Below are 23806 nucleotides of genomic sequence, written 5' to 3' on the forward strand. Positions count from 1 at the left end.
GGAATGCAGAAGGGCCGCCCCCACGTGGAGAGGCGGCCCCGGGAAGCGGGGGCTTCAGGACTTGCTGAGGTCCTTCCACAGCGTGCCGGTGCGGAAGGCGAGCATGGGGTTGAAGGTGTCCTCGCTGATGCCCCTCAGGTTGTCGCGGTAGGCCAGGATGCCGGGGTTGCTGGGGAGCAGGATGTAGTAGGCCTGCTCCTGGGCGCGCTCGGCGATCTTCGTGTACAGCTCGTTGCGCTTCTCGGTATCGCTCGTCGAGCGGGCCTCCTGCACCCACCCATCAAGCTGCGGGTCGGTGAAGCCCGCACGGGGGTGGTAGAACCCCTCCGAGGAGTACATGGTGTGGACGAAGTTGTCCGGGTCGGCGTAGTCGGGCGCCCAGCCGGTCATGATCAGGATTTCCTTGCCCGCGTCGCCGTCCTGGATGATCTCGCTCCACTGCTTGCTCACCAAGTTGACCTTGAACTTCGGGTTGATGGCCTCGATGTTCTTCTTCAGCAGCTCCATCGCGGTCTGCATGGAGACGCTGCCCGCCCGGTAGGTGGCGTTGATGGTGAAGCCGTTCTCCCAGACCTGCCCGCCCCACGCCTGCTGGAAGGCGGCCTTGGCGGCGTCGAGGTCGAACTTGGGCGCTGCGAGGTCCGAGTCGTAGCCGGGGAAGGTCTCGGGGAGCAGGAAGTTGCGGGGCTCGCCCTTGCCGCCCTGCACCTCCTTGATGTAGGTGGGCACGTCGAAGGCGGCCACGAAGCCCTTGCGGACGTTGAGGTCGCTGAAGAAGTTGGCGGGGATGCCCTGCCCGTCGAGCTTGCCGCTGCCCAGCCGGTCGGTGCCCTTGATGGCCTCGTTCATGAAGATGCCCCAGGCGCCGGTATCGGGCAAGTTGTCGACGACCGCCACACCGGGCTTGCCCTTGAGCTGCTCCTCGACCACGGGGCGTGTCCCGGCCTCGATCAGGTCGGCGTCGCCCTTCAGGAACGCCTGGATGCGCGCGGCGGCCTCGGGCACGATCTGAATCACCACGTTCTTGATCTTGGCCTTGTCGCCCCAGTAGCCGTCAAAGGCTTCGGCGCGGAAGGCGGTCGCGTCCTTGCTCACGAAGCGGTAGGCGCCCGTGCCGCTGGGGTCCTGCGAGAGCGGGCTGCCGGTCAGGTCCTTGCCCACAGCGGCCTTCCAGGTGGCCTCGGTGCCGTCCCACTCGCCGATCTCCTTGGCGTGCTGGGAATCCACGATGCCCTGGCCGATGTACGCCAGCTTGGCGAGGAAGGCGGGGTCGGCCTTCGGCAGGCTGAACACCAGCGTCTCGCCGTCGCACTTCACGGCAGTGCTGATCTTGGCCCAGGTGACCGACTGGTCGTCGTTCGCGTTGCTGGGGGTGCCCAGCAGGCTTTCGGACAGGAACCAGTTGCCGCTGCTGCTGGTGTTCGTCACGAGGTTGCGGCGGAAGGTGTACTCGGCATCCGCACACTTGAAGTCGTTGCCGCTATGGAACTTCACGCCGTCGCGCAGGGTGAAGCGGTACGTCTTGCCATCGTTCGAGATGTCCCACTTGGTCGCGAGCAGGGGCTGAAGCTCGGTCAGGCTGCTTCCCTTGTACGTCACCAGCGTCTCGTACAGGTTCTCGACGGCCTGGCCGCTGGCGGTGTCGTAGCTCGTGCCGGGGTCGAGGGTTGGGATGTCGGCGCTCTCCTGCACGACGAGGACCGAGTTGGCGCCGGACGACGTGCTCGTGCTGCCAGTGCTGTCGGTGGAGGTGGAGGCGGTGGTGCCGGAAGAACCGGTGTCCTTGTTCGCGTTCGGCTTATCGCAGGCCGCGAGGGTCAGGGCCAGGGTGGTCAGGGCGATCAAACCCAGCGGGCGGGTGCGGGACGTGTGGATGGTCATGAAAGGCTCCTTGTGGAGACGCCCGTCGCAAGAAGGGCGTCCAGGATGCAGGCTGATGATGCCGGTGGACCGACGGCCAGAGGGTCAGACGGGCTCTGGCTCGCGGAGACTGGCGGCCAGCCTCCCTCCTCCCCGAATGGGGAAACGGGGTCAGGGTAGGGCACCCCCATGAGGGATGCCTGGGGGTCCAGTCAAGAAGGATGAGGCGGGGGGGCAGAAACCCGTCAGACTCCTCCCTCTCCAAGCGGTCCCTTATATCATCTGCCTGCCGGGCGCGCGAGCCCCCACCCCAGCGGCAGGGGGAATGAGAGACCCCCCACACCCGCCTTGAGTGCGGTCCTGTAAGGTTTCCTAATGACTTCACACGCCCACCCGAACTCCTTCCTGCTGCGCGGCACGGCGGCGGGTGGGACCCTTCGTTTTGTCGGCATCGATGCCACACGCATCGTCGAGGACGCCCGCCTCCGCCACGGCCTGAGCAAGACCGCGACTGCCGCGCTGGGCCGGGCGCTGGCCGCCTCCGCCCTGCTCGCCGTCGTGCTGGGCAAGAAGACGGACAGCCGCGTGAACCTCCGCATCGAGGGCGGGGGACCCGTGGGCTGGATCGTCGCCGAGGGGAGCGCCGACGGCCTGGTGCGCGGCTACGTGCGGAACCCCGGCGCTGACCTGCCCCTGCGCGAGACGGACGGCAAGCTCGACGTGCGCGGCATCGTGGGGCTCGACGGCGAGCTGGCCGTGACCCGGCTGCTCGACAACGGCGAGCCGTACACCGGCAGCGTCGAGCTCGTGAGCGGCGAGATCGCCGAGGACGTGAGCACCTACCTGGGTGTGTCCGAGCAGATTCCCAACGCCGTGCTGCTGGGCGTGTACGAGGAGGGCGGCCGGGTCCACCGTGCTGGGGGACTCCTCGTGCAGGCGATGCCCGGCGTGACGGACGCGACCCTCGCCCGGCTGGAGGCGAACATCCGCGGGCTGGGCCAAATCACCGACCACCTGCGCCGCGGCAGCCTGCTGGAGACCCTGCAGGAGGCCGCCGCCGGACTCGACCTCGTCCTCGCGCCCGAGGCGCAGCCCGCGCACTTCCAGTGCCGCTGCTCGCGGCGAAAGGCGCTCGACAGCCTGCGCTTTTTCACGGGAACTGAGCGCCAGGAGATGATGGACGAGGGCGGCCAGGAGATCATCTGCCACTGGTGCGGCGAGCACTACCAGATCACGCCCGCCGAGATCGCGGGCCTGGACGCCCAGCGCGAACGCGCCCAGGCCTGAGTGCGGGTCGGGCGAGGGGGGAAAGCCCAGGTTGCGGGCCTTCCTCCCCTTCTCTTTCAGTCCAGGACCTCTAGCCAGGGATGCCCGGGCTGGATGAGCCGCAGGGCTCCTGTCAGCCCGGCTCGTGCGTCCGCCGTGAGCGTGGGCAGGACCCGCCCGAAGTCGCCCTGATCCTTTCCCCTGGGGTCCCGTCCCCCCGTCCGGCTCTTGAACAGCAGCACCGCCTCTGGCACGAGGAAGGGCAGGCCGTCCGGGCCGACGCGCCGGGCCTGCGAGAGCGGCAGCGTGACGCGGGGGTCGCGGCGGTAGCGCCACAGGTCCCCTTCCAGGTCGGTGAACATCAGGTCGAGCATCAGCACGTTCGGCAGATCGGGGTGGCGGGCGTGGACCTGGAAGGAGGGGGGCTCGATGGGCGCGGTCCAGGCCTGGTAGGTCCCCTCCAGGCAGGCGTCCAACCGCCAGCCCTGCCGCGCGAGCGCGTCCCGGACCTCGAACTGACTCGCGAGGGGCAGCACCACGTCGAGGTCGTCGTGGGGACGGGTAACCCGGCCCAGATGCAGGTCGAGGGCCACGCCGCCCGCGAACATCCACGGCAGGCCCAGGGAGTTCAAGGTTTCGGCGACGAAGCGGGCGGGGGCAAAGCCGACGGTGCGAGCATGGTGCGCCAGGGCGTCCTCCCACAAAGCCTGATCCGCCGCCTCCCGACCCGCCTTCAGAAAAACCCGCCTGTAGCGCTCGGCCGCCCCCGTGTCCTCCAGCAGCACTGCCCGCAGCGCAACCTGCTCGGCCCGCCAGCCACTCCCGTGATCGGACAGGACGAGCCGCCAGCCGCCCGGATGGGTCCAGCGCCCCGCCTCGCCCGGCTCGTACCCCAACCCGGTCAGGGCCGCCCGCTGCTCCTTCGTCGGCACCTCCGGCAGCAGGTCGAGGTGCAGTTCCGGTACGTCGAGATCGGCGAGGACAGGAACGCTGCCGGGGCCGCCGCCCGCGAGGTGGAACACGCCGTCCTCGCGGCCACGCTCCAGATAGGAGCCGAGGGTGCGGGTCAGGTTCCGGGCAGCGGCAGACAGGTCGGGCATGGGGACTCAGCACAGCACACCTCCCGGCCCGCCGTCATCCGCCGGGTGGCCTGGGCGCCCCGGCTTTCCAAATGAACGAACTCGGTAGGCCGTGTCATCCGGCACGCTGCCGCGGCTCCACCCGCCTGCGGATAATGTCCCCATGAGACGACCGCTTCTCGCCGTGACGCTGGTGCTGGTGGGACTGGGGCTGGGGGCGACCCTGCTGCGGGATCAGGTGCCTTTTTCCGGGGCCCAGACGGGGCAGACGACCCAGACGCAGCCGAGCACCACCCCACCCGGCGAGGCGGGGGCGCGGCTGCAAAACGAGCTGAACACCATCGACATCGTGCGGCGTTACGAGCCGGGGCTGGTGTACATCAGCACCGAGCAGGAGGTGGTGAGCCAGAACCCGCTGGGGTATCTGTACGGCCAGGGGGGCCAGACCCAGGTGCAGCAGGGCGTGGGCAGCGGCTTTTTCGTGAACGAGCAGGGCGACATCCTGACGAACTACCACGTCGTCGCGGGCGAGGGCGGCCAGGGCTCCGCCACCCGCATCAGCATCCGGGTGATGAACCGCGAGCAGAGCGTCCCGGCGCGCATCATCGGCCTCGCCCCGCAATACGACCTGGCGCTGATCCGCCCCCAGGGGCTGGACCAGAGCCTGATCAAGCCCATCCCGCTGGGGGACAGTGACAGCCTCAGGGTGGGGCAGAAGGCCGTGGCGATGGGCGCCCCCTTCGGGCTGGACTTCAGCGTGACCGAGGGGATCGTGAGCAGCACCGCCCGGCAGATTCCCATCGGCTTCTCGGCGAGCGGCGAGGGCATCACCCAGAAGGCGATCCAGACCGACGCGGCGATCAACCCCGGCAACTCGGGCGGGCCACTGCTCGACTCGGGCGGACGGGTCATCGGCATCAACACGCAGATCCTCTCCCCGGCAGGGGCGGCCACGGGCGTCGGCCAGAGCGCGGGCGTGGGCTTTGCCATCCCCATCAACTCCGCGAGGAGCCTGCTCCCCCGGCTCCAGCAGGCGAACGGCGGGGTGGTCGGCCCCCCCCGGCTGGGCATCACGGCGGGGTTGATCGTGCAGGGACCCGACCGGGCCATCCCGGTGGGCCTGAGCGCCCTGTCCAGCGAGGGCAAGCAGCAACTGGGTCTTCCCGCGACGGGGCTGGTGGTGGGCAGCGTGCAGCCGGGCTCACCGGCCGCCGACGCGGGACTGCGCGGCGGGACGGTGCAGGCCTTCCAGGGAGGCCGCGTCGCGGTGGGCGGCGACGTGATCGTGTCCGCGGACGGCGAGCCGGTGGATGCGCTCGAAGACCTCCAGGCCGTCCTGATCGACAAGAAGCAGGGCGACAGCGTGAACCTACGCGTGGCGCGCGGCGGCCAGACCCGCACCGTGAAGGTGACCCTGGACGCCAGCTCCTTCCAGTAATCGGTGGACAGCTCGACGCAAACACGGTCGCGGCAGGCCTGGGCCCGACTTCAGCCCCGGGACCGGGACTGGCTGGTGGGGCTCGCCCGGGGGGCGGGACCGGGGGCACGGGTGGCCCTCGTCGGCGGCGCCGTCCGGGACGCCCTGCTTGGAAGCGCGCCCCTTGACCTTGACGTGGTGGTGGAAGGGACGGACGCGGGGGCGCTGGCCGCCGCTACAGGCCTCCCCTTCCTGGTCCACCCTGCCTTCGGCAATGCCACGGTGACCCTGCCGGACGAGAGGCGCGCCGACCTGGTGCGGGCGCGGCGGGAGAGCTACCCGGTCCCCGGCGCCAATCCCGTCCCGGTCTTCGGAACCCTGGCGGACGACCTGCGGCGGCGCGACTTCGGGCTGAACGCGCTGGCGCTGGTGGTCAGGCCGGACGGTGACGTGACCCTGCTTGATGAAGTGGGCGGGTTGGAGGATTTGCAGACCCGGACCCTGCGGCCCCTGCATCCCCACTCCTTCCACGAGGACGCGAGCCGCCTGGTGCGCGGGGCACGGCTGGCCGGACGGCTGAGCCTGGGCGCGCACCCCGAGCTGCTGCGGCAGGTGCCGGACGCCCTGGAGATGGCCGGGTGCACCCCCCGGCTGCACGCCGAACTGCGCCTGCTGCTGGGCGAGCCCAGACCGGGGAGGGCCGCCCGGATGCTGGAGGCGTGGGGGGCGGGGTCCCTCCTGCCGGGAGGTGCCGTGGAGCGCCTGGAAGCTCTGGACGCGGGACAGGACTCGGGCCAATCGGTCCCCGAGCAGGCTTACGCCGCCGCCCTGCTCTCCACCGCCCCCGACCCCCCGGCCCTGGCCGCCCGCCTGGGATTGGGCGAGAAACCAGGCGCCCTCCTGGTCCGCGCCCTGTCGGACGCCCCCGCCTCCCCGGGCAGTTCCGAGGCCATTCTGCGCGCCCTGCTGCGCCCGGACGCCTACCCCCCGCTGACCGGGCGCGATGTGGTGGCGCTGGGGGTGCCCCCCGGCCCGGCGGTGGGCGCGGCCCTGGCCCATCTGGCAACCCTGCGCCGGACTGGGCGGGTGCGCTCGCGGGAGCAGGAACGGGCGGCGCTGGAGGCGTATCTGTGGGACTCCCCTCCCCTCTCTCGGTGAGGGGTCATCCGGTGTCTCGCTGCGCCAGCCCGTAGACTGCTCCCCATATGCTGCTTAGCCTCCTGAGTACGAGTCCTCTCGCGTTCGTGGTCGTCGCGGCGGCGCTCGTGCTGTCCCTCACCGTCCACGAGTTCGCCCATGCCTGGACGGCCGACCGGCTGGGGGACCCCACACCCCGGCGCTTCGGACGCGTGACCCTCAACCCGGTCCGGCACCTCGACCCCTTCGGCACCCTGCTGCTCCTTATTGCGGGCTTCGGCTTCGCGCGCCCGGTGCCCATCAACCCGAACAACCTGGGGCGCTGGGGCACGCTATGGGTCTCGGCGGCGGGGCCGATCAGCAACCTGCTCATCGCCCTTCTGGCGGGGCTGCTGCTGCGCTTCCTGCCCTACAGCGACTTCACGGCCGCAGTGCTGCTCACCATCCTCAGCGTCAACATCGTGCTCGCCGTCTTCAACCTAATTCCCATCCCACTGCTTGACGGCAGCCGCATCCTGGGCGCGCTCGTACCCTCGCTGGGTCGCAGCCTCGCGCAGTTCGAGGCCCAGCCCTTCAGCTTCGTGATCGTGATGCTGTTCATCTTCATCGCGCAGCGGCCCATCGGCAACATCATCGGCAGCGTGCAGCGCTGGGTGCTGGGCGTCGTGGGAATCTAGGGCGGGGCGTGGGGGGTCGTCACGCTGAGCGGCAACGAGGCCTTTGCGGACCAAGCTGGATGTCGGGCCCCTTCGTTTCACTCGGGGTGACAATCTTTCGGAGAGTGGCCCTACGCGAGTCGGCCAAGAACAAGAACCCCCGGGACTGATCCGGGGGTCTTTGCCCGCTGTTCCTCAGCGCAGGCAGAACATCATCGCCACATGGGCGCCCGTGCCGCCCAACACGAACAGGTGCCAGATCTCGTGGAAGCCGAAGCCCGGGCGGGGATTCCACCGCCGCGTCCCGTAGATGACGGCCCCGATGGAATACAGCACACCGCCCGCCGCCATCCAGAAGAGCGCGGCGGGGGGCAGGTTGCGCGCGAGTTGCGGCAAGAGGACCACGGCCACCCAGCCCATCCCCAGGTACAGCAGCGTGCTGATCCAACGCGGCAGCCGCATCGTCACCAGCTTGAGGACGATACCCGTCAGCGCGATGCCCCAGATCACCCACAGCACGGCGTCGCGCCACACCCCTGTCAACCCGTAGTACGCGATCGGCGTGTAGCTCCCCGCGATCAGCAGGAAGATGCCCGCGTGGTCGAGCTTTCGCAGCCACAGGAGCCCGCGCTCACCGGGCCGGAACGAGTGGTAACTCGCCGAGGCGGCGTAGAGCCCCACCATGCTCAGGCCGAACACCAGGAAGGGCCACAGGTGCAGCCCCCGCGTGTGCGCCCAGTACAGCAGCGGCCCCAGTACGATCAGCGCCGCGAGCGCCCCACCCCAGTGGGTCAGGGCGTTCACCGGTTCACGCGGGGCGGTCAGCAGACGCTTCACATCCCCAGGGTAGGGGATGTGGAGGGTGAGGTGTGGGAGTTGGGACGCAGTACGCGGAGGGCCGTGGGCCCTCAGCCCTCTCTGAGAAAGTCTCCCACACGTTGCAGGAGGAGTCCCGTAGCCCCCGCGTCGTAGTCAGGCAGGCTACGATCTGTGAACAGGTGTTGATTCCCAGGGTACAGGAACAATTCCGCCCGACTCGTTGAGCCTGCGAGCGCCCGGGCAGCCTCCCCGTCTTCCTCGAAGAAGGGGTCGGCTTCCATCGCGTGGATCTGGACGGGAACGTCCGCGGGCCACCGGTCGCCGAACTCCGAAACGGGGAGACAGGCGTGGAGCAGCAGAGCCCCCCGCGCCCCAGGGCGGGTCTGGGCCAGCTTTTGCGCGGGCATCACCCCCAGCGAAACCCCAGCGTAGATCAGCTCGGGAGACAGGTTGTCCGCCGCGCGCACGCCAGATTCGAGGAGGTTGCCGAACCCGAGTTCCCGGGCATGTGCGACTCCTGCTTCCAGGGTGTCAAAGCTCCGGCCGTCGTAGAGGTCGGGCGTGTGAACCACGTGTCCGGCCCGCCGCCACTCCTCGGCGAGGGCGAGGAATCCTGGGGTTTGACCCTGCGCGTGGTGGAAGAACAAGATTTCGGCCATATGCGGAGTCTAGAAGGGATTGGCGTCAGCCCTTGACGTATGAAATGGGTATCTCATAGCCGCAGGACGCCTACTTCCCCCCGTAGTTCGGCGCCTCCTTCGTGATCGTGACCCCGTGCGGGTGACTCTCGATCAGGCTCGCGCCCGTGATGCGGACGAACTGGGCGGTGTCACGCAGGGTCGCCAGGTCGGGGGCGCCGCAGTAGCCCATGGCGCTCCGCAGGCCGCCAGCGAACTGGTACAACACCTCGCCCGCCGTCCCCCGGTAGGCGATGATGCCCTCGATGCCCTCAGGGACGAACTTGCGGCTGCCGGTTTGAAAGTAGCGGTCGCTGGAGCCTTGGTCCATTGCGCCCAGGCTGCCCATGCCCCGGTAGCTCTTGTAGCGGCGCCCATCACGCAGCACGACCTCGCCAGGGGCCTCGTCGGTGCCCGCGAGCATGGAGCCCATCATGACCGCGCTCGCCCCGGCCGCGATGGCCTTGGGCACGTCCCCCGTCTGCTTGATGCCGCCGTCGGCAATGACGGGGACTCCGGCCTCCAGCGCGACCTCCGAGGCCTCGAAGATGGCCGTGATCTGCGGGACGCCCACGCCGGTGACGACGCGGGTGGTGCAGATGCTCCCGGGGCCTATGCCAACCTTTACCGCGTCCGCCCCCGCCGCGATCAGGTCCCGCGCTCCACCCCTCGTGGCGACGTTCCCCGCAATCACGTCCACATCGAAATTCTCCTTTACCCGCGTCAGCGCGTTCAGGATGCCCTGGCTGTGGCCGTGCGCGCTGTCGAGCACGAGCACGTCCGCCCCCGCCGCGACGAGCGCCCCGGCCCGGTCCATCAGGTCGGCTCCCACGCCGATGGCGGCGGCGACCCGCAGGCGCCCCAGATCGTCCTTCGCAGCGCGGGGATACTTCACCCGCTTCGCAAGGTCCTTGATGGTAATGAGGCCCTTCAGGAAGCCCGCCTCGTCGGTCACGAGGAGCTTCTCGATGCGGGTGCGCTTGAAGATCGCCTGCGCCTCCCCCAGCGTGGTGCCCACCGGGACGGTCACCAGGTCCTCGCGGGTCATCACGTCCGCGACCGGCGTGGCGAGGTCGTCGATAAAGCGCATGTCGCGGTTGGTAATGATTCCCAGCAGCCTGCCCGAGGGGTCGGTGACCGGCACACCACTGATCTTGTACTCGGCCATCAGGCGGTCCGCGTCGCCCACCGTGGCGGTCGGCGGCAGGGTGATGGGGTCCACGATCATGCCGCTCTCACTTCGCTTGACCTTGCGGACCATCTCGGCCTGCGCGTCCACGGCCATGTTCTTGTGGATGACGCCGATGCCGCCCTCCCGCGCCATCGCCACGGCCATCCCCGTCTCCGTGACCGTATCCATCGCCGCCGACACGAAGGGAATGTTCAGCCGCACCCGTCGTGTGAGCTGCGTCTCGACACTGACCTCATGGGGCAGCACCGTGGAGTGGCGGGGCAGCAACAGCACGTCGTCGAAGGTGATGCCCTCCTGGCCGAACTTGTAGGTGAAGCGGTCCTCTTGCTCCGTCGGGGACGGGCGGGCAGGCGTGACGGGAGCACTCATGCACCGGAGTCTACCCGCGCCCGCCCCCGGATACTGGGGCCTGTCTCCCGGACCCGGTCGGCGCGCCCCCTTGCGCGCCCCCGAAAACGCGTGCTAGATTCTCCCTCGCCCTGGGAAGGGCCTGAACATGCCGTGGGGTCGTAGCTCAGCTGGGAGAGCGCGTCGTTCGCAATGACGAGGTCAGGGGTTCGATCCCCCTCGACTCCACCAGGAAAAGCCCGTCTATGGCGGGCTTTCTCTTTTTCTGGGTGTTTTTTAGGGGCGGCTTCGGTGCAGCAGCGGTGCAGTAGCCAGGGGGCTCCCACGAGTGCCTTTCCGCCGCTGGAGAACGGCTGCGCGCTGGCCGGGCAGACGCTTTCCTCAGGGCCAGCACCGGCTGTGATTCCGCCGCCTTTCTCCCCAAGGGGAAGACGACAGTGAGGTCAGGCAAACGGCCGACAGGAAGGGCGCAGCGCGCAGCAAAGGAAAGGGGGGAGGATCCGCGGATCCTCCCCCCTTTCTTCCCGCCGAAGTCAGTCGGTTGCCCGGCCCTCATCCTCCGGCGTCCCGGTCAGGCTCGCGGTCCCCTGGCGCAGCTTGCGGAGCGCGATCTTGCGCATCTCCTCCTGCTGCACCTGCCGGTATCGGTGGAGCGTCACCGCGGGGTCCACGTGCCCCAGGTAGCCGCTGATGACCTCCAGCGACACATCTTTCTGCTGAGCAAGCAGCGTGGCAAACGTGTCGCGCAGGGTGTGAATCGCGATGCGCCGGACCCCAGCCTTCTCGCACAGCCGCGCCATCTCCCGCTTCAGGTTGTCGGGGTGCACCTTGGTGCCCTTGCTGTAGGTGAACACCAGCCCGCTGTCGACCCAGGCGTCCCCGCGCCGCGCCCGGTCCAGAGCCTGCTGGCGGCGACGCTCCCGCAGGCACTCCAACGCCTCCTGCGACAAGGGCAACGCGCGGGCGCTGGCCTCAGATTTAGGGGTTTCAAAGGTCGTCTTGCCCCCTGACACCTTCACCAGCCCCTCGACGATGTCGACGGTGCCCTCGTGCAGGTCCACCTCGTCCCAGTGCAGACCGCACGCCTCACTGCGCCGCATCCCGGTGTAGACCAGGAACAGCAGCATGATGCCCCAGCGGTCGTGCTGCGCCACCGCGTGAAAGGCGCGCAACTCCTCCGGTGTCCACGCCTTCCTCGAATCGAAGGCAGGCCCCCGCCCCTTCATCGGTTTGGGCAGCCCCAGCTTCACCCTCTCCCGCTCGGCCTGTGCGTCGCGCCGGGGTACGAACTCCACCACCAGCATCCGGGGGATACGGCCCATTCTGTGCGCGTGGCTCAGGGCCGAGCTCAACGTCGCGCGAACGGTGCGGATGGTCTCGGACGAGTACTGCCACGTCCCATCCTGTTTCTTCTTCCCCTCGGGCCATGGACCTGTCCGCCCTTCCCGCCGTGGCCCGCCGACTGGGTGAGCTCGTCCTGGGTCACGGCCTCGCCCCCACCGGCGGCCCGGCCTCCCCGGAGGACCTTCTGCGGGCTGAGCGCGACCTGGCCCTGCCGCGGGTGTGGGCCGAGGTCTACTGTGTGTTCTCCCCGCAAGGGCTCGCCCTCCTCGCCGCCGGCAACGACCAGGCGCTGTATGGGGCCGCGGAACTCGCTGGCGCGCAGGAAGGCTACGGCGGCCCGGGCTGGTCCCCGCACTGGCTGGTCATCGGTGGGGAGGGCGAGTTCCCGCTGGTGGTCGACACCTGCGCTCCTAGGGACGATGGGGTCCAGCTCGTGGCGCTTCAGGCCTCTGGGCAGGGGAAGCGCACCACCCTGCCTGGGTTCCCAGGCGGCTCAGCGACAGCACCGCCGGGTTCCTGCAGGGAGTCAACGACTACCTGGAGGCCATGCCCAGCGGTGAGGGCACCATCTGGCTTCTGCCCGATGAGGTGCGTCAGGCCTGGCACGCCCGGGTTCTGGAAGCCTGGCGCGAGAACGTGGAATTGCGGGGGCAGATGGACACGTGGCGGGACTGGCTGGGCATCCCTCCTGCCACAGAGCAGTGACACCCTCCCAAGCCGCCGCCGTGCTCCTGACAAGGTGGGTGGTGATGGTCACCGGCGCGGTCGCCGCCTCGCCCGGTCCGTCGGCTGCAGGATCGCGGCCTTGCCGACTTCCCGGGCGACCCGCCCCGCAGCCTCGCGGGGGGAGGCAGGTCGGCGCAGGTTCTCCTGAAGCTGCTCGCCCTGGGCCCGATTCCCCTCAGCCTCCTCGTGGGTGGGGCCAGAGCGGCTGGGCTGGCCGATGAGGCCGTAGAACAGTTCGCGCCCCACGACAGCGAGATCCTTCATCACACGCCACATGTGCGCAGTGTGACGCGGGAGGCTGGACCTGGGATGTGGAGAGGCACCCAGGTGTCGCTGCGTCTGACTTGACCAGCCTTCAGCGCGGCGGGGGTTGTGGGTAGAACACGATGACGACCGGCAGCGCCGAGCCGCCCGCAGGAATGAAGGAGAACGTGCTGCGCCCGGGGGAGAGGCGCTGCAGCAGCAGCGGCGTATTGGGGTCCAGCAGCATGCCCGAGGAGGGGATCTTTAGGAACTGCCGATCCCCGGCCTGCTCAGTCACGGCCGCACCCCGGTAAGGTCCACCCCGCGGCACGAAGGCCGCCATGGCTGGAGAGGTGGCCTGCACCGTCAGGTCGTACTGCAGGCCGTAGTTGCCCAGCAGACGCTGCGGAGCACCTGTCGTCGCGTCCACACCGGAGAGCGGGGGGTCCTGCACCCCGTCGCCCAACATCAGCCGTACGGGTAAGGCCCCCAGGGTGACCTGCAGGCTCCGCACCGCCTCGGGAAAGGTGCCCCGCTGGTGATTCGGGTCGGGGGGCAGGACGGGCAATCCCGCGAGGGTGGCGGCGCTCGCCGGGGTACCCTCCTCGAGCAGCACGGTGGTGAGCTCGGCGGAGCCGCTGAACTCCAGGTCCTGCAGCACCTTGGCGCCCTGGCCCGGCTGCAGGGTGGGGCTGGCGTAGAGGACCGTCGGTTCGTCCGCCCCCAGGTTGTGGCGCGTGCTCGTGCTGCTGGCCAGGAACTCCAGCACCGACACCTGCCCCAGCACGCTCTCGAGCCGCGTCGGCGCGGCGCTGCCGTCCCGACGCACCGTGACGCTGCCCACCGCGGCTGTACGTGCGCGGGCAAGCACGTACAGCCGCGCGGGCCGGGGCGTGCGGTTGAGGTGGTAGGCCATCACCCGCACGCGGCCGGACACCTGGTCGCGGTACAGCACGCCCGGCTGGATGGGCGACTCCGGGGAGTCGCTGAACACCAGCGTGGCGGGCTCCACCGGGACCCGGGTGGGAGTGAGCGCGGGGTAGCCCATCACGCCGGGGTCGTTAAACGTCTGACCCACCGGCGTGGAGCGCAGCGCGTAGCTCAGCGGCGTGTCCACCGTCGGCCCCTGGACCCGGATGACCCGGGTCAGCGGCGTGCTGCGCGCGCCTTGGCTGTTGGTGACCGTCAAGGTCACCGGGTACTCGCCTGGCTGGAAGAACACCGGCTGCGCGCCGGACCACTGCCGGGTGAGGTTCAGCCCCTCGGGGTCGAAGGAGTAGTCGGTGTACTGCACGGCCTCCCCCGGCGCGTAGGTGCTCTTGTTGGTCAGGAATCGAGCTTGCGGGGCATTCGCGCTGGTGCTCTCGGCCGCCGGTGCCGCAGTGGTGGGCAGTGGGCTGGCGGGCAGTGGACTGGCGGGAATTGGGCTGGTCGGTGCCGGGGCCTGGCCTGGGGTGAGGATCAGCTCGCCGCTGGGTCCCGTGCTGGCCTGCGCCCCCAGGGCGTAGGCCAGCAACCGGGCCTCGATCAGCGGCTCACCGTTGGCGTCGAAGCTCACCCCACCGGCATACGGCACCCCGTCGACCAGCAAGCTGCGCGCCTCCAGGAACACCGCGAGCCTCCCGGCCACCAGCTGGTTGTCGCCGCTGTACACCGCCACCCCGAGACGCGCGGCGACCTCGCGCAGCGGCAGCATCCAGGAGTCCCCGGCGCGCACGGCGGGGCGTTGCAGGGGACTTTGCCCGCTGGGGGAGATCACCAGCGGGCTGGCGGCGGCGGGGAGGGCGGTCAGCAGGCTGATCAAGGCGAGCGACAGGGGCAGTCTCAGTCTGCGGGCGAACGTCACGCCCGGCAGTATGGCCGCTTGGACCTGACGCTCCCCACCCGCAGGCGGCCAGCATACTCAGCTGGCCTTTAGCTTCAGGGCGAGCTCAGAAACGGGCCGGGACGCGGTGGTCTTGGCGCCGGGGTCCTGCTCGCGTGCGGGATCGGTGCGGCGGTTGCACAGCGAACCGACTCTTTGCACCTGAAGTGCTCGCGCTCCTGCGTTCAAGGACTTTGAGGGCAGGAGCGCAAGCGCAGGTGAACTAAGGAAATCACGTGTAGATCGAAGTTCTTTCGAACATCGTATCTCGATGTGAAAAGTTTACGCCACCCATGCTGACGCCGACCACATGACCGGCCTGCTCGCCGCCGCGCCGCTGAAGCCGCGGTTTTACCTGAACAACGGCATCGCGGGCATCACGGCGACCTTCTCGAAGCTGATCACGGCCCTGAAAGCCGCGGGCACCCAGGGCCTCGTGGCCTCGGAGCGGACGATCAACCTGGGGAGCGTGCGGCTGCGGGTGATTCCCCCGCCGCCCAGCATGCCGAAGACCGACCAGAACCTCAACTCGGTGGGCCTGCTCATCGAATACGGGGGGTTTCGCTCGCCCCTGACCGGGGACAGCGAGACCGCGGAGACGCAGGGCTGGCTGAAAAGTACCCCGCGACCACGCTGGGGCCGATCGACGTGTACAAGAGCATTCACCACGGGGCGCGCAACGGCGACCACGCCGCCTGGCTCGCGGCGGTGCGGCCGAAGAATGTGATCGTTGGGGTGGGCCCCAACAACTACGGGCACCCGACGAGCGAGGCGCTGGCGCTGTACGCGAAGGCGAACGCGAACGTGTTCCGCACCGACCTGAACGGCACGGTCACCGTCACTGTGAAGTCTGACGGCCGCTACACCATCACGGCGGAGAAGGGCCTGGGCACGGGGCGGTCGACCCGGCCGGTGGCGCCCGCCCCGGCTCCGACTCCCGCGCCGCGCGCGGACGTGTCCTTCGCCACCTGCACCCAGGCGCGCGGCGGGGTACACCAATATCGGCCGCGGCGAGCCGGGCTACGCGCCGAAGCTCGACCGGGACGGGGACGGCGTCGCCTGCGAGCGCTGAAGCCGTTCCTGGCCTTGACGTTGCTGCTCGTGGGCTGCACGTCGGTGGGTCCTGGGACGAGCCACTGGCGGGCCGGTACGCGCTGGTCACGGACGACGAGGATCTCAACGCCTATGCCGTGGGCACCCGGAGCCGGGGAGGATGGCGGCTCCTAGTCATGAACGTGACCCACCTTGCCCACGACCAGAACTTCATTCTGGCGCGGGCGCGGGAGGGTTATTTTATCGTCAGGGTGCGCCAGGAGCAGGTCCTGGGTCCCCTGGATGGCCGGACCTTTAAGCGGCAGCGCCAGCGGCTGGGGGTGCTGCGGCCGCTGACGCTGGAACCGCTGCGCCCGCTCCACTGACCAGATGGGCGCCCCTGGAGTCGGCCTCCGGCCCTGCCGCACAGGCTTTACCGCGGCGCGGCCGGGATGACGCACACCCCCAGATACAGCCGAACGAGGGCGTCGAAGTGGGCGGCGTCGCCGGTGTACAGGGCGGCCAGGAGGGTGGACTTCGCCTGCGCCTGGGCCTGCCGATCGTTGTTGAGCGGGCGTTGGTCCAGGACGCTCAGACTGTCGATGATCCTGGAGCGGCTTTGCAGGGCGAAGTTGCGGACGCTGCCAATCTGCGTGAGGAGGGTCTGGCAATTCGGCGAGTTGGAGAAGCTCGGTTGCGCGCGCGCCGCCGGGGTGGTGAGGCTGGCGGGAATGGCGAGCAGGGCGGCGAGGAGCAGGGCCTGACGGGCGCGTGGGGGCATGCCGTCCTCCGAACGCCGCGCGGGGGAACCCGGCACCCCGCGGGGCGGAAGGTGCCGGCGCGCACGGCACCTCTGCGCCCGGACGCCGGTTCAGTCTGCGCCGCCTGGTGGCCTGGCAGGTGAGCCCTGGGCCTTCAGCGCCCCACCCGCGGTTGGCCCGCTTTCCCCGCCGGGACATCTGCAAAAGTGGGGATCTGGTCGCCACCCGATCCCCACTTCTACCCAGCCGGCATGGCTACCTTCTTGAAAAGTGACCACTCTCCAAGAGGCTCAGCCGCCGGTGATCGGCGCGGTGTCCTCCAGCACCCACCGGGCCTCACGCAGCACGCGGCTCCGTTCCGCCTCGCTGAAGCGGAAGGGATCGGCATTCACGAGTTCGAGCAGGCTGGCGAGCGCGGCCCGCAGGTCATCCACCTGACTCCGTTCGTCCTGGCTCTCCTGCGGCCAGCGCAGGTAGGCGCCCTCGCACAGGATCAGGTCGGCGCTGCGCCAGCTGCCGCCCAGGGCGACGTGCAACTTCGCCTCCTGATGCAGGCCCATGCCAAAGGCCGCGGGCAGCCAGCCGTCCTCCAGCAGGAAGTTCGACCCGGGCGCCGCAGCAGAGGGGCTTGCCGTCCAGGTAGTAGCGGCGGCCGCCGCCATCGGTTCCGGTCACGATGTTCGTCATGGTGTCTCCTGAGCGCGGCGGGGAATGCCCGCCAGCGCGGGTGAAAGAGGGCGGAAGACTCAGCGGTCAGTCGCAGGTGAGGCCCACCACGCTGAGGGTGAGGTAGACCCGCGCCAGGAACGGCACGTGGGGTTCGCCGTGCGGGCGGTGCCGCAGCACTCGGCGTTCCGGGTCGAACCGGTGCGAGGGGGCAGGAGGCCGAGGTTGTCGCCTCCCCGCCGCCGCTCAACCAGTTCCACGTCACCTGGGCACTACACCCGGCGGCCCTCCTCGCGGGCGCGGTGCTCCGCCGCGGGCGTGAGGGCCGCCAGCGCCACCTCCACGCTGTTGGTGGGCCGGTCCACCCGCTCGACCCACACCCGGTCGTCCTTCACGCCCGAGACGTACGCCTTGCCGTGCCACCCGGGGCCAGCGCGCTGGCTGTCCTCGTAGCGGTACTCCGCGCGCACCAGCCACAGGCGGCGAGCAGGGTCGTAGTCCACCACCTGCGCCAGGGGCCACTCCCACTCGGTCGGCGTGGGCAGGCCGCGTTCCTCGACGGCCTCCCGCGTTCGCCGCACCAGGTGATCGTGCAGCCGCATGTCCAGGGGAGGGACCCAGCTGGGCCGGCCAGCCGCGCGCCGCACCCGGAGGTCCACCCGCGCCTGGTGACACTCCTCGAGCAGCGGAATGGTGATCCGGGTGCCGCTGGCGCGCAGGGCGTCAATCAGCGCGCGGATGGTTTCACCCTCAGCGGTGGGGGTGCGAGGCTGGCCGGTGTAGGGGCAACGCTCCTCACCGGGGGCGAGGTAAACGTCCTGACCGCGCGCGTGGCGGCTGGCCAGTGCGAAGGCCCGGCGCCGAGCGGTGGTGTTGGTCGCCCGGTGCGCGGCGGCCAGGGCGTGCGTCAGGTGCGCGAGGCGGGGGTTGTGGGCGGGCATGGAGAACTTCATGCCTGGAGCCTGGCACGGCACTCTTTTTCGCCTTTGGCCTGATCCACATGCCGCGGCAAATGTCAAGCGGGAGGCAGGACGACAGGCCTCCTCTAAGAAAACCGCGTCCTAGTGAGCTTTCTTCATTCTCCTGCCGGGGACAAGACGTTTTGCTCCGCCCGCGAGGGCATCGCGCCGCTCTCAACCCACGCGGGGCAGCAATGCTGTGCAGCACGCAGTGAGGCAGAAGGGGACCTCGCGGCGCGAAACAGCTTGTCCAAATCGAGCAGCGCAACTCTGCCCCGCCAGCGCCGACCTGCGGAAAGCCCTGAGCTCAGCCGCGCAGCGCCTGGTAGAGCGTTTCCCGCGCGACGCCGAGCTCGCGGGCGAGCGCCGCTTTGCTCTCCCCTGCCGCCACCCGCGCGCGCACCTGCTCCACCTGGGCGGGCGACACCGCCCGCCTGCGGCCCCGGTACGCGCCGCGCGCCCGGGCCACCTCGATGCCCTCGCGCTGCCGCTCGCGGATCAGCGTCCGCTCGAACTCCACCACCGCGCCCATGACACTCAGCAGCCGCCGCGCCATGGGCGTAGCGTCGCCAGAAAAGAGCAACCCCTCCCGGACGAACTCGACCTGCACGCCGCGGCCGGTGAACTCGTCGACCAGGGCACGCAGGTCGTCAAGGTCGCGGGCCAGGCGGTCCATGGCGTGCACGACCACCACGTCGCCCTCACGCACGTAGCGGCGCAGTTCACCGAGCGCCAACCGCGCCTTTTCCGCTGGCGTGGTCCTCGAACACCCGGTCCACCGGCACACCTTCGAGCTGCCGCGCGGTGTTCTGCCCGGCGCTGCTCACCCGCACGTACCCCACCCGCTGCCCCTTCGCCGCCCGTCTTGCCCGCCAGGGTGGCAGGGTAAGGCCTGGATCTGGCCGGATAGGGCTCGGAGAAAGCCAATACCGGCCCCACCATGAGGGGGCCGGTGCTGTGGGGGGAGGGGCCTCAGGGTTGGTGGCGGCCCAGGAACATGAAGGTGTCCTTGGGATAGCTGTTCCACTCGGTGACGCTGAAGCTCGGCGACCCGAAGGGCGTGCCGCTCTTGCGCACCAGGGTGCCGCCCGCTGGCAGGATCGGCTTGGCCACCGTCGCGTTCGGGTCCCCCAGCACGTCGACGACCACGCCGTCCTTCTTGAGCACCAGCGCGTTCAGCACGTACCCGTCGAGGCTGAAGTACGCCTCCTCGTTGTAGTAATACGCGTTGGTGATGTCGAAGAAGTCGTAGAAGTTCGAGTTCAGGATGATGTACGGCTGGCCCGGGTAGAAGGGCAGGAACGGCAGGCTGAACACCCGCACCTGGCCGGTGGCCTTGACGTACTGGTGGAAAAACAGCTCGTACCCGGTCTGCATGCCGCTCATCCCGTCATCCGGGTAGTACACCTGAATCGCCGCGCGGCCGTCCGAGCCGTCGACGTAGTCGCTGATAAACGCCTGGCGCAGGTCTGAGGCCACGCGCAGGGTGCGGCTCACCACGCCGCCGCGGCCATCGTCGGCCTTGACGGTGACGGTCGCCGCGCCGCGGCCCACCGCCTGGGCGCTCACGACGCCGCCGGACACGCTGGTGCTCACCGCGCCCGGGTTGTCGCTCGTCGCCGTGATCGTCAGCGCGTCACCGTCCGCGTCGGCGAATGCGGAGGCGAGAACGACCGCCCCGCCGCGCCCGAGCTCGAACTTCACGTCCGTCAGGGGGGCGATGGTGGGCGGGGTGTTGGGCGCGCTGACCGTCACCTTGAACTTCGCCGTGGCGGTGCCGCCCTGCCCGTCGGCGGCGGTGAGCGTCACGGTGGCGCTTCCGGCAAGGGGCGCGTCGACGGTGAGCACGGAACCGTTCTGGCGGATGGAGACGGCGCCGGGGTCGCTGCTCACGGCGGTGAGGGTGAGGGCGTCCCCGTCGGCGTCCGTGAAGATCGCCGCGAGGTCGACGTCCCTGGACTGCCCGGTGGTGAGGGTCAGGTCCGCCGGAGTGTTCGCCACCACCGGCGCGTGATTGGCGGTAGCGACGGTGACCGGGAAGGTCATGGGCTCGCTCGTCGCCTGGCCGTCATTGGCCGTGGCGGTGATGGTCGCCGTGCCCGCCTTCAGGGGACGCAGCTCGAAGACGCCCGCGCCCGCCGAGGGGACCATCGTCACGCTCGCGACGCTGGGGTCGCTGCTGGTCACCGTGAAGGTCAGGGCGTCCCCGTCGGGGTCCTGAAGGAAGTCGGCCGCGTCGTAGGTCAGGGCGGCCGAGCCCGCCTCGGGCGCGGGGTCCCCGGGGTGATTCGTGACAACCGGCGCATGGTTGGGCACGGCGACGGTGAAGGTGGACTCGGCGCTGGTCGCGGTGTTCCCCGCGGCGTCCACCGCCCGCACGCGGTAGGTGTACGCCCCGGCGGGCAGGTCCGTGAGGGTGAACGTCGCGCCGAAACTGCCGTCCGAGTCGAAGGTGCCCGCGCGGGTGTCGACCACGTCCTCGCCGCGCAGCAGCTGGAAGGAGCGCACGACGCCGTTGTCGCGGGCGTTCGCGGTGAAGGTCATGCGCCCCGGCGCGACCAGCGCCGAGTCCAGCTGGGTGAGCGTCACGCCGGTGGGCGCCGCGACGTCCTGTGCGGTGTAGGTGACGCTCAGGGTGACCGCCTGCCCGGCACCCACCGTGCTGCTCAGCGGCGTGCTCGCCGTGTAGGCAAAGCCGCCCTGGGTCAGGGTGCCCGCCAGGGTGTAGCGCCCGGGCTTCAGGTGCCCGAGGTGCGTGCCGCTGCTCACCGGGATGAGGGTGCCGTCCGGAGCCTCCAGGTTCAGCGTGGCCCCCTGCGGCAGCCCCTGCAGATCGAGGTCGAGCGCGCCGGTGGTCGCCTGATAGCTGACGTCCGCGCGGGCCACCTGACCGGCAGTGACCCTCAGCGGGGCGGGCACTGTGGCCGCGTAGTCGTAGTCCCCGGCGGTGACGGGCGCGGCGGCAAGGGTGTAGTTGCCGGGCTTCAGGTGTGGCAGGGGGACGCCACTCGTGAAGGGCAGGCCTGAGCCATCCGGGGCGCTGAGCGTCACGGCTGGCGTCACGCCCTGGGGGGTGGTGACGGTGGCGTTCAGTTGCCCGTCCACGGCGGCGTAGGCTCTGGTCGCGTGAGCGGTCTGCCCGGCGGTGAGGGTGACGGGCACGTTCAGCGCCTGGTAGGTGAAGCCGCCCGCGTCCACATCCGCGCCGAGCAGGGTGTACTCGCCGGGCTTCAGGCCGCTCAGGTGCCCGCCTTCGGGCACGGGGAGGGTCGCGCCCGCGGCGTCACGCAGGGTGAGGGCCGCGCTGCTCCCGCTGGGCAGGCCGGTCGTTCCCACGTCGAGCTGCGCGGTGCGCACCCCGTAGGCGGCGGTAAAGGGAACCGTCTGTCCGGCGGCGACCGTGAGGGTGACGGGCGTGGTGCTCGGTGCGTAGTCGAAGCCGTCCACCGTGACGGTGTTCGCGGTGAGGGTGTACTCGCCGGGCGCGAGGTGGTCGAGGGTGACGTCGCCGGTGGCGGTGAAGGCGCGGGTGAAGCCGCCGGGGCCGCTGAGGGTCACGTCGGGCGTCACGCCGGGTTCGCTGAGGACACTGACGGTGGCGCGCGCGTCGATCGCGGCGAAGGTGAGTTTGGGCGTGCTGGTGATGCCCACTTCCACCGTGAAGGGGACGTCCGCGGCGTGGTACGTGAACCCCCCGGCCGAGACATCTGCCGCCTTGAGGGTGTACGTGCCGGGCACCAGGTCACGCACGATGAGATCACTGGGAATGCGGTAGCCGCCACCGCGGGCGTTGACGAGGCGCAGGGTAGGGCGCACTCCGTCGGGGAGCCCCGCGAAGGCCAGTTGCGCGACGCCGCTGAGGGTGACGGTGCCGCCCAGCGCGGTCTGCCCGGCGACGACGGTGAAGGTGCTGGTCTGCCCGCTGGGCCCGGTGACGGTGTACTCGCCCGGCTGGAGGTTCGTGAGGGTGTAGGTGCCGCTCTCGGTAATCGTTTTCGTGTACCCGCCGGGGCCGGTGACGACGGTCGCAGTGAGCGCCTGCGCCTGGAGAGCCCCCTCGGGCGAGGCGAGGTCGTCATTCGTCACCGTGATGGTGAGCGCGCCGGTGATGGGCACGTACGTGACGTTCAGCTTCGGGGTTTCGCCCGCTTTCACGGTGAGGGTGCTGTCCGGCGCGGCGTAGGTGTAGGGGCCGCTCTCGTACGGCGGGGCGGTGACGGTGTAGGTGCCGGGGGGCAGGGTGAGGTCCGCGCCTGTGCTGGGGACGGTGTAGGTCTTCCCGTCCTCAGCGGTGAGGGTGACGGTAGGGGTGCCGCCCGCGGGCGCGCTGACGTCGATGTGGGTGACGGCGGCAGTGGGCGGGGTGGCGCCGCCGGGGCCGAGGGCACCGCTGCCGGGAGCGACCTGGCCGCAGGCGGAGAGCAGCAGGCCCGCGGTGAGGGTGAGCAGGAGGGGCGCGCGCTTCATCGGGTGGCCTCCGGAAGGGTGAAGGTGAGACCGGTGCTCCAGCCGAGGCCAGCGCGAGTGGCCTGGCCCTCAAAGGTGACGCCGATCGGCTGGCCGGGCAGGTTGAGGGTCACGCCCGCGCGGGCGAGCCAGGTGAGGTCCAGGCCGCCGTTCTGGTAGGCGAGGCCGCCGAGGCCCGCCCCGGCGTAGGGGGTCAGCCCCACCCCAGCCAGGTTCAGGGGTTGGCTGGGGCTCAGCAGCAGGGTGGTGGACGGCACCGGCACCAGACCACCACCGCCCACAGGCAACGTGACGTCGAAGCGGGCGCTGAGGTTCAGCGCTGGGGTGAGTTCCTCGAACGGCACCGTGACAGTGAGGGGGACGGGCCGCACACCGGCCGCGGCCGGGTGGGCCTGCACGCCCAGGGTCACGGGGGCAGCGTGAGCGCTGGCGGTGAGAGCAGTAAGCAGAGCGAGGGGAAGGGAATAGCGCATGGATTTCTCTTGTGCCCAGTGGCAGGAAAGTGACGGCGCGCCTTTGCCAAAGGTTTGCTCAAGGGCAGCGTAGGATTCCCCCCTTGACTGTTTTCTTTCACCGATGGTCGTTAGCTCTGCGTCATGAGCAGATGGCCCGTGAGAACGGTCTTTTTCCCACTGCGACTCCTCGCCTTGCCCTGCGAGCGGCCCCTCCCCCTTCCAGGTCACTTTCTCTGGCATAGGCGAGTCCCGCGGGCACCCTTGCTCTTTCTTCGCCTGATGGCGCTTCTCAGGGCGCTGGGTCGCCGATGACCGTTCTGGTCTCCTCCAGCACCCGCAGGCCTCACGCAGCTCCACTCCGCCTCACTAAAGCGGAAAGACTTTCCGCACAGGATGATGCCGGGACTGCGCGCCCTTTCCGCTGGCGTGGTCCTCGAACACCCGGTCCACCGGCACACCCTCGAGCTGCCGTGCGGGGTTCTGCCCGGCGCTGCTCACCCGCACGTACCCCACCCGCTGCCCCCGCGCCGCCCGTCTTGCCCGCCAGGGTGTCAGGGTAAGACCTGGACCTGGCCGGACAGGTGTCCAGGAAAGGCGAGAACGACCCCAGATGGACATGAAATGGGCCGGGCGCGGGCGTCCGGCTGGGGTGTACCCGAAGTGGACATCAGAGATGAGACACGTGAAGCAGGAGCAGCAGGCCGGGACTGGCATTCCTAGCCCTCTGCTCCTGCCCCTGTTTCAGTTGAGCCTTACCTTTGCGGACTTCACGGGCGTTGCCTCAGAAGTCTTGGGCTGTCCTATAGAGCAGCGGGTGATCTCCGACGACTTCAGCGCC

The 23806-nt window shown here is 69.9% G+C and carries 22 protein-coding genes and 1 tRNA gene; 9 read left to right on the plus strand and 14 right to left on the minus strand.

Annotated features, from left to right (window positions below):
- Positions 1-54 precede the first annotated feature (54 nt).
- A complete protein-coding gene (locus F784_RS0103740; protein ID WP_019585363.1) occupies positions 55-1881 on the minus strand; it encodes an ABC transporter substrate-binding protein in 1827 nt (608 codons plus the stop codon).
- Between the two features lie 354 nt (positions 1882-2235).
- Here F784_RS0103740 and F784_RS0103745 point away from each other — a divergent pair, with 354 nt between their 5' ends.
- Positions 2236-3147: an Hsp33 family molecular chaperone HslO gene (locus F784_RS0103745; RefSeq protein WP_019585364.1), complete on the plus strand. Its 912-nt coding sequence runs from the start codon at positions 2236-2238 to the stop codon at positions 3145-3147.
- 56 nt (positions 3148-3203) lie between these two features.
- On the opposite strand, the gene F784_RS0103750 is transcribed toward F784_RS0103745, so the two are convergent.
- Positions 3204-4226, minus strand: coding sequence for a nucleotidyltransferase domain-containing protein (locus F784_RS0103750; RefSeq protein WP_019585365.1), 1023 nt, complete (start codon positions 4224-4226; stop codon positions 3204-3206).
- 142 nt (positions 4227-4368) lie between these two features.
- On the opposite strand from F784_RS0103750, the gene F784_RS0103755 reads away from it, so the two are divergent.
- Genes F784_RS0103755 through F784_RS0103765 form a run of 3 tightly spaced genes read left to right on the plus strand, consistent with a single transcriptional unit; the run spans position 4369 to position 7436 of the window.
- Positions 4369-5643, plus strand: a complete 1275-nt coding sequence (locus F784_RS0103755) for a S1C family serine protease (RefSeq protein ID WP_026332248.1) — start codon at positions 4369-4371, stop codon at positions 5641-5643.
- A 3-nt stretch (positions 5644-5646) separates the two neighbouring features.
- The gene (locus tag F784_RS0103760; protein WP_026332249.1) at positions 5647-6780 is read left to right on the plus strand and encodes a tRNA nucleotidyltransferase/poly(A) polymerase family protein; all 1134 of its coding nucleotides are present in this window, start codon (positions 5647-5649) and stop codon (positions 6778-6780) included.
- A gap of 47 nt (positions 6781-6827) precedes the next feature.
- Positions 6828-7436: a site-2 protease family protein gene (locus tag F784_RS0103765; protein ID WP_019585368.1), complete on the plus strand. Its 609-nt coding sequence runs from the start codon at positions 6828-6830 to the stop codon at positions 7434-7436.
- 174 nt (positions 7437-7610) lie between these two features.
- On the opposite strand, the gene trhA is transcribed toward F784_RS0103765, so the two are convergent.
- The 3 genes from trhA to guaB all read right to left on the minus strand — a co-directional run bounded on the left by trhA (position 7611) and on the right by guaB (position 10472).
- Positions 7611-8252 carry a PAQR family membrane homeostasis protein TrhA gene (gene trhA, locus F784_RS0103770; protein WP_019585369.1) on the minus strand — a complete coding sequence of 214 codons (642 nt, stop codon included), beginning with the start codon at positions 8250-8252 and terminating at the stop codon, positions 7611-7613.
- Positions 8253-8323: 71 nt separating this feature from the next.
- Positions 8324-8893 carry a dienelactone hydrolase family protein gene (locus F784_RS0103775; protein ID WP_019585370.1) on the minus strand — a complete coding sequence of 190 codons (570 nt, stop codon included), beginning with the start codon at positions 8891-8893 and terminating at the stop codon, positions 8324-8326.
- 70 nt (positions 8894-8963) lie between these two features.
- Positions 8964-10472 (minus strand): IMP dehydrogenase, encoded by a 1509-nt coding sequence (guaB, locus tag F784_RS0103780; RefSeq protein ID WP_019585371.1) that lies wholly within the window; start codon positions 10470-10472, stop codon positions 8964-8966.
- Between the two features lie 134 nt (positions 10473-10606).
- Here guaB and F784_RS0103785 point away from each other — a divergent pair.
- Positions 10607-10682, plus strand: a tRNA-Ala gene (locus F784_RS0103785).
- Between the two features lie 302 nt (positions 10683-10984).
- Here the strand turns inward: F784_RS0103785 and F784_RS22260 are convergent.
- Positions 10985-11773: a site-specific integrase gene (locus F784_RS22260; protein WP_083939135.1), complete on the minus strand. Its 789-nt coding sequence runs from the start codon at positions 11771-11773 to the stop codon at positions 10985-10987.
- A 568-nt stretch (positions 11774-12341) separates the two neighbouring features.
- Here F784_RS22260 and F784_RS25945 point away from each other — a divergent pair.
- Positions 12342-12500, plus strand: a complete 159-nt coding sequence (locus F784_RS25945) for a hypothetical protein (RefSeq protein ID WP_019585373.1) — start codon at positions 12342-12344, stop codon at positions 12498-12500.
- A 48-nt stretch (positions 12501-12548) separates the two neighbouring features.
- Here the strand turns inward: F784_RS25945 and F784_RS0103800 are convergent, their stop codons facing one another.
- Positions 12549-12797, minus strand: coding sequence for a hypothetical protein (locus F784_RS0103800; RefSeq protein ID WP_157464965.1), 249 nt, complete (start codon positions 12795-12797; stop codon positions 12549-12551).
- 79 nt (positions 12798-12876) lie between these two features.
- Positions 12877-14610: a hypothetical protein gene (locus F784_RS0103805; RefSeq protein ID WP_019585375.1), complete on the minus strand. Its 1734-nt coding sequence runs from the start codon at positions 14608-14610 to the stop codon at positions 12877-12879.
- Between the two features lie 328 nt (positions 14611-14938).
- Between F784_RS0103805 and F784_RS25950 the strand changes: the two genes are divergently transcribed.
- The 3 genes from F784_RS25950 to F784_RS0103815 are packed head-to-tail and all read left to right on the plus strand — an operon-like array spanning position 14939 to position 16046.
- Positions 14939-15355, plus strand: a complete 417-nt coding sequence (locus tag F784_RS25950) for a ComEC/Rec2 family competence protein (protein ID WP_051086917.1) — start codon at positions 14939-14941, stop codon at positions 15353-15355.
- Positions 15277-15855, plus strand: a complete 579-nt coding sequence (locus F784_RS27755) for a ComEC/Rec2 family competence protein (protein ID WP_425387098.1) — start codon at positions 15277-15279, stop codon at positions 15853-15855. The genes F784_RS25950 and F784_RS27755 overlap by 79 nt, the downstream gene beginning before the upstream one ends.
- A gap of 2 nt (positions 15856-15857) precedes the next feature.
- Entirely contained in the window at positions 15858-16046 is a 189-nt protein-coding gene (locus F784_RS0103815) for a hypothetical protein (protein WP_019585376.1), read from the plus strand.
- A 47-nt stretch (positions 16047-16093) separates the two neighbouring features.
- On the opposite strand, the gene F784_RS0103820 is transcribed toward F784_RS0103815, so the two are convergent.
- From F784_RS0103820 to F784_RS0103850, 6 genes are all read right to left on the minus strand, one after another.
- Complete coding sequence (locus F784_RS0103820; protein ID WP_019585377.1) at positions 16094-16441, minus strand: hypothetical protein; 348 nt, start codon at positions 16439-16441, stop codon at positions 16094-16096.
- 270 nt (positions 16442-16711) lie between these two features.
- Positions 16712-17083: a hypothetical protein gene (locus F784_RS0103825; RefSeq protein ID WP_019585378.1), complete on the minus strand. Its 372-nt coding sequence runs from the start codon at positions 17081-17083 to the stop codon at positions 16712-16714.
- Positions 17084-17359: 276 nt separating this feature from the next.
- Positions 17360-18040: a hypothetical protein gene (locus F784_RS0103835; RefSeq protein ID WP_157464966.1), complete on the minus strand. Its 681-nt coding sequence runs from the start codon at positions 18038-18040 to the stop codon at positions 17360-17362.
- A gap of 313 nt (positions 18041-18353) precedes the next feature.
- Positions 18354-18782 carry a recombinase family protein gene (locus F784_RS22270; protein WP_019585381.1) on the minus strand — a complete coding sequence of 143 codons (429 nt, stop codon included), beginning with the start codon at positions 18780-18782 and terminating at the stop codon, positions 18354-18356.
- Positions 18783-19018: 236 nt separating this feature from the next.
- Complete coding sequence (locus F784_RS0103845) at positions 19019-22513, minus strand: Ig-like domain-containing protein (RefSeq protein ID WP_019585383.1); 3495 nt, start codon at positions 22511-22513, stop codon at positions 19019-19021.
- Complete coding sequence (locus F784_RS0103850) at positions 22510-22986, minus strand: hypothetical protein (protein WP_019585384.1); 477 nt, start codon at positions 22984-22986, stop codon at positions 22510-22512. Before F784_RS0103850 ends, F784_RS0103845 begins: the two co-directional genes overlap by 4 nt.
- Positions 22987-23806 lie beyond the last annotated feature (820 nt).

The sequence above is a fragment of the Deinococcus apachensis DSM 19763 genome (genome assembly GCF_000381345.1).
Taxonomy (GTDB): domain Bacteria; phylum Deinococcota; class Deinococci; order Deinococcales; family Deinococcaceae; genus Deinococcus; species Deinococcus apachensis.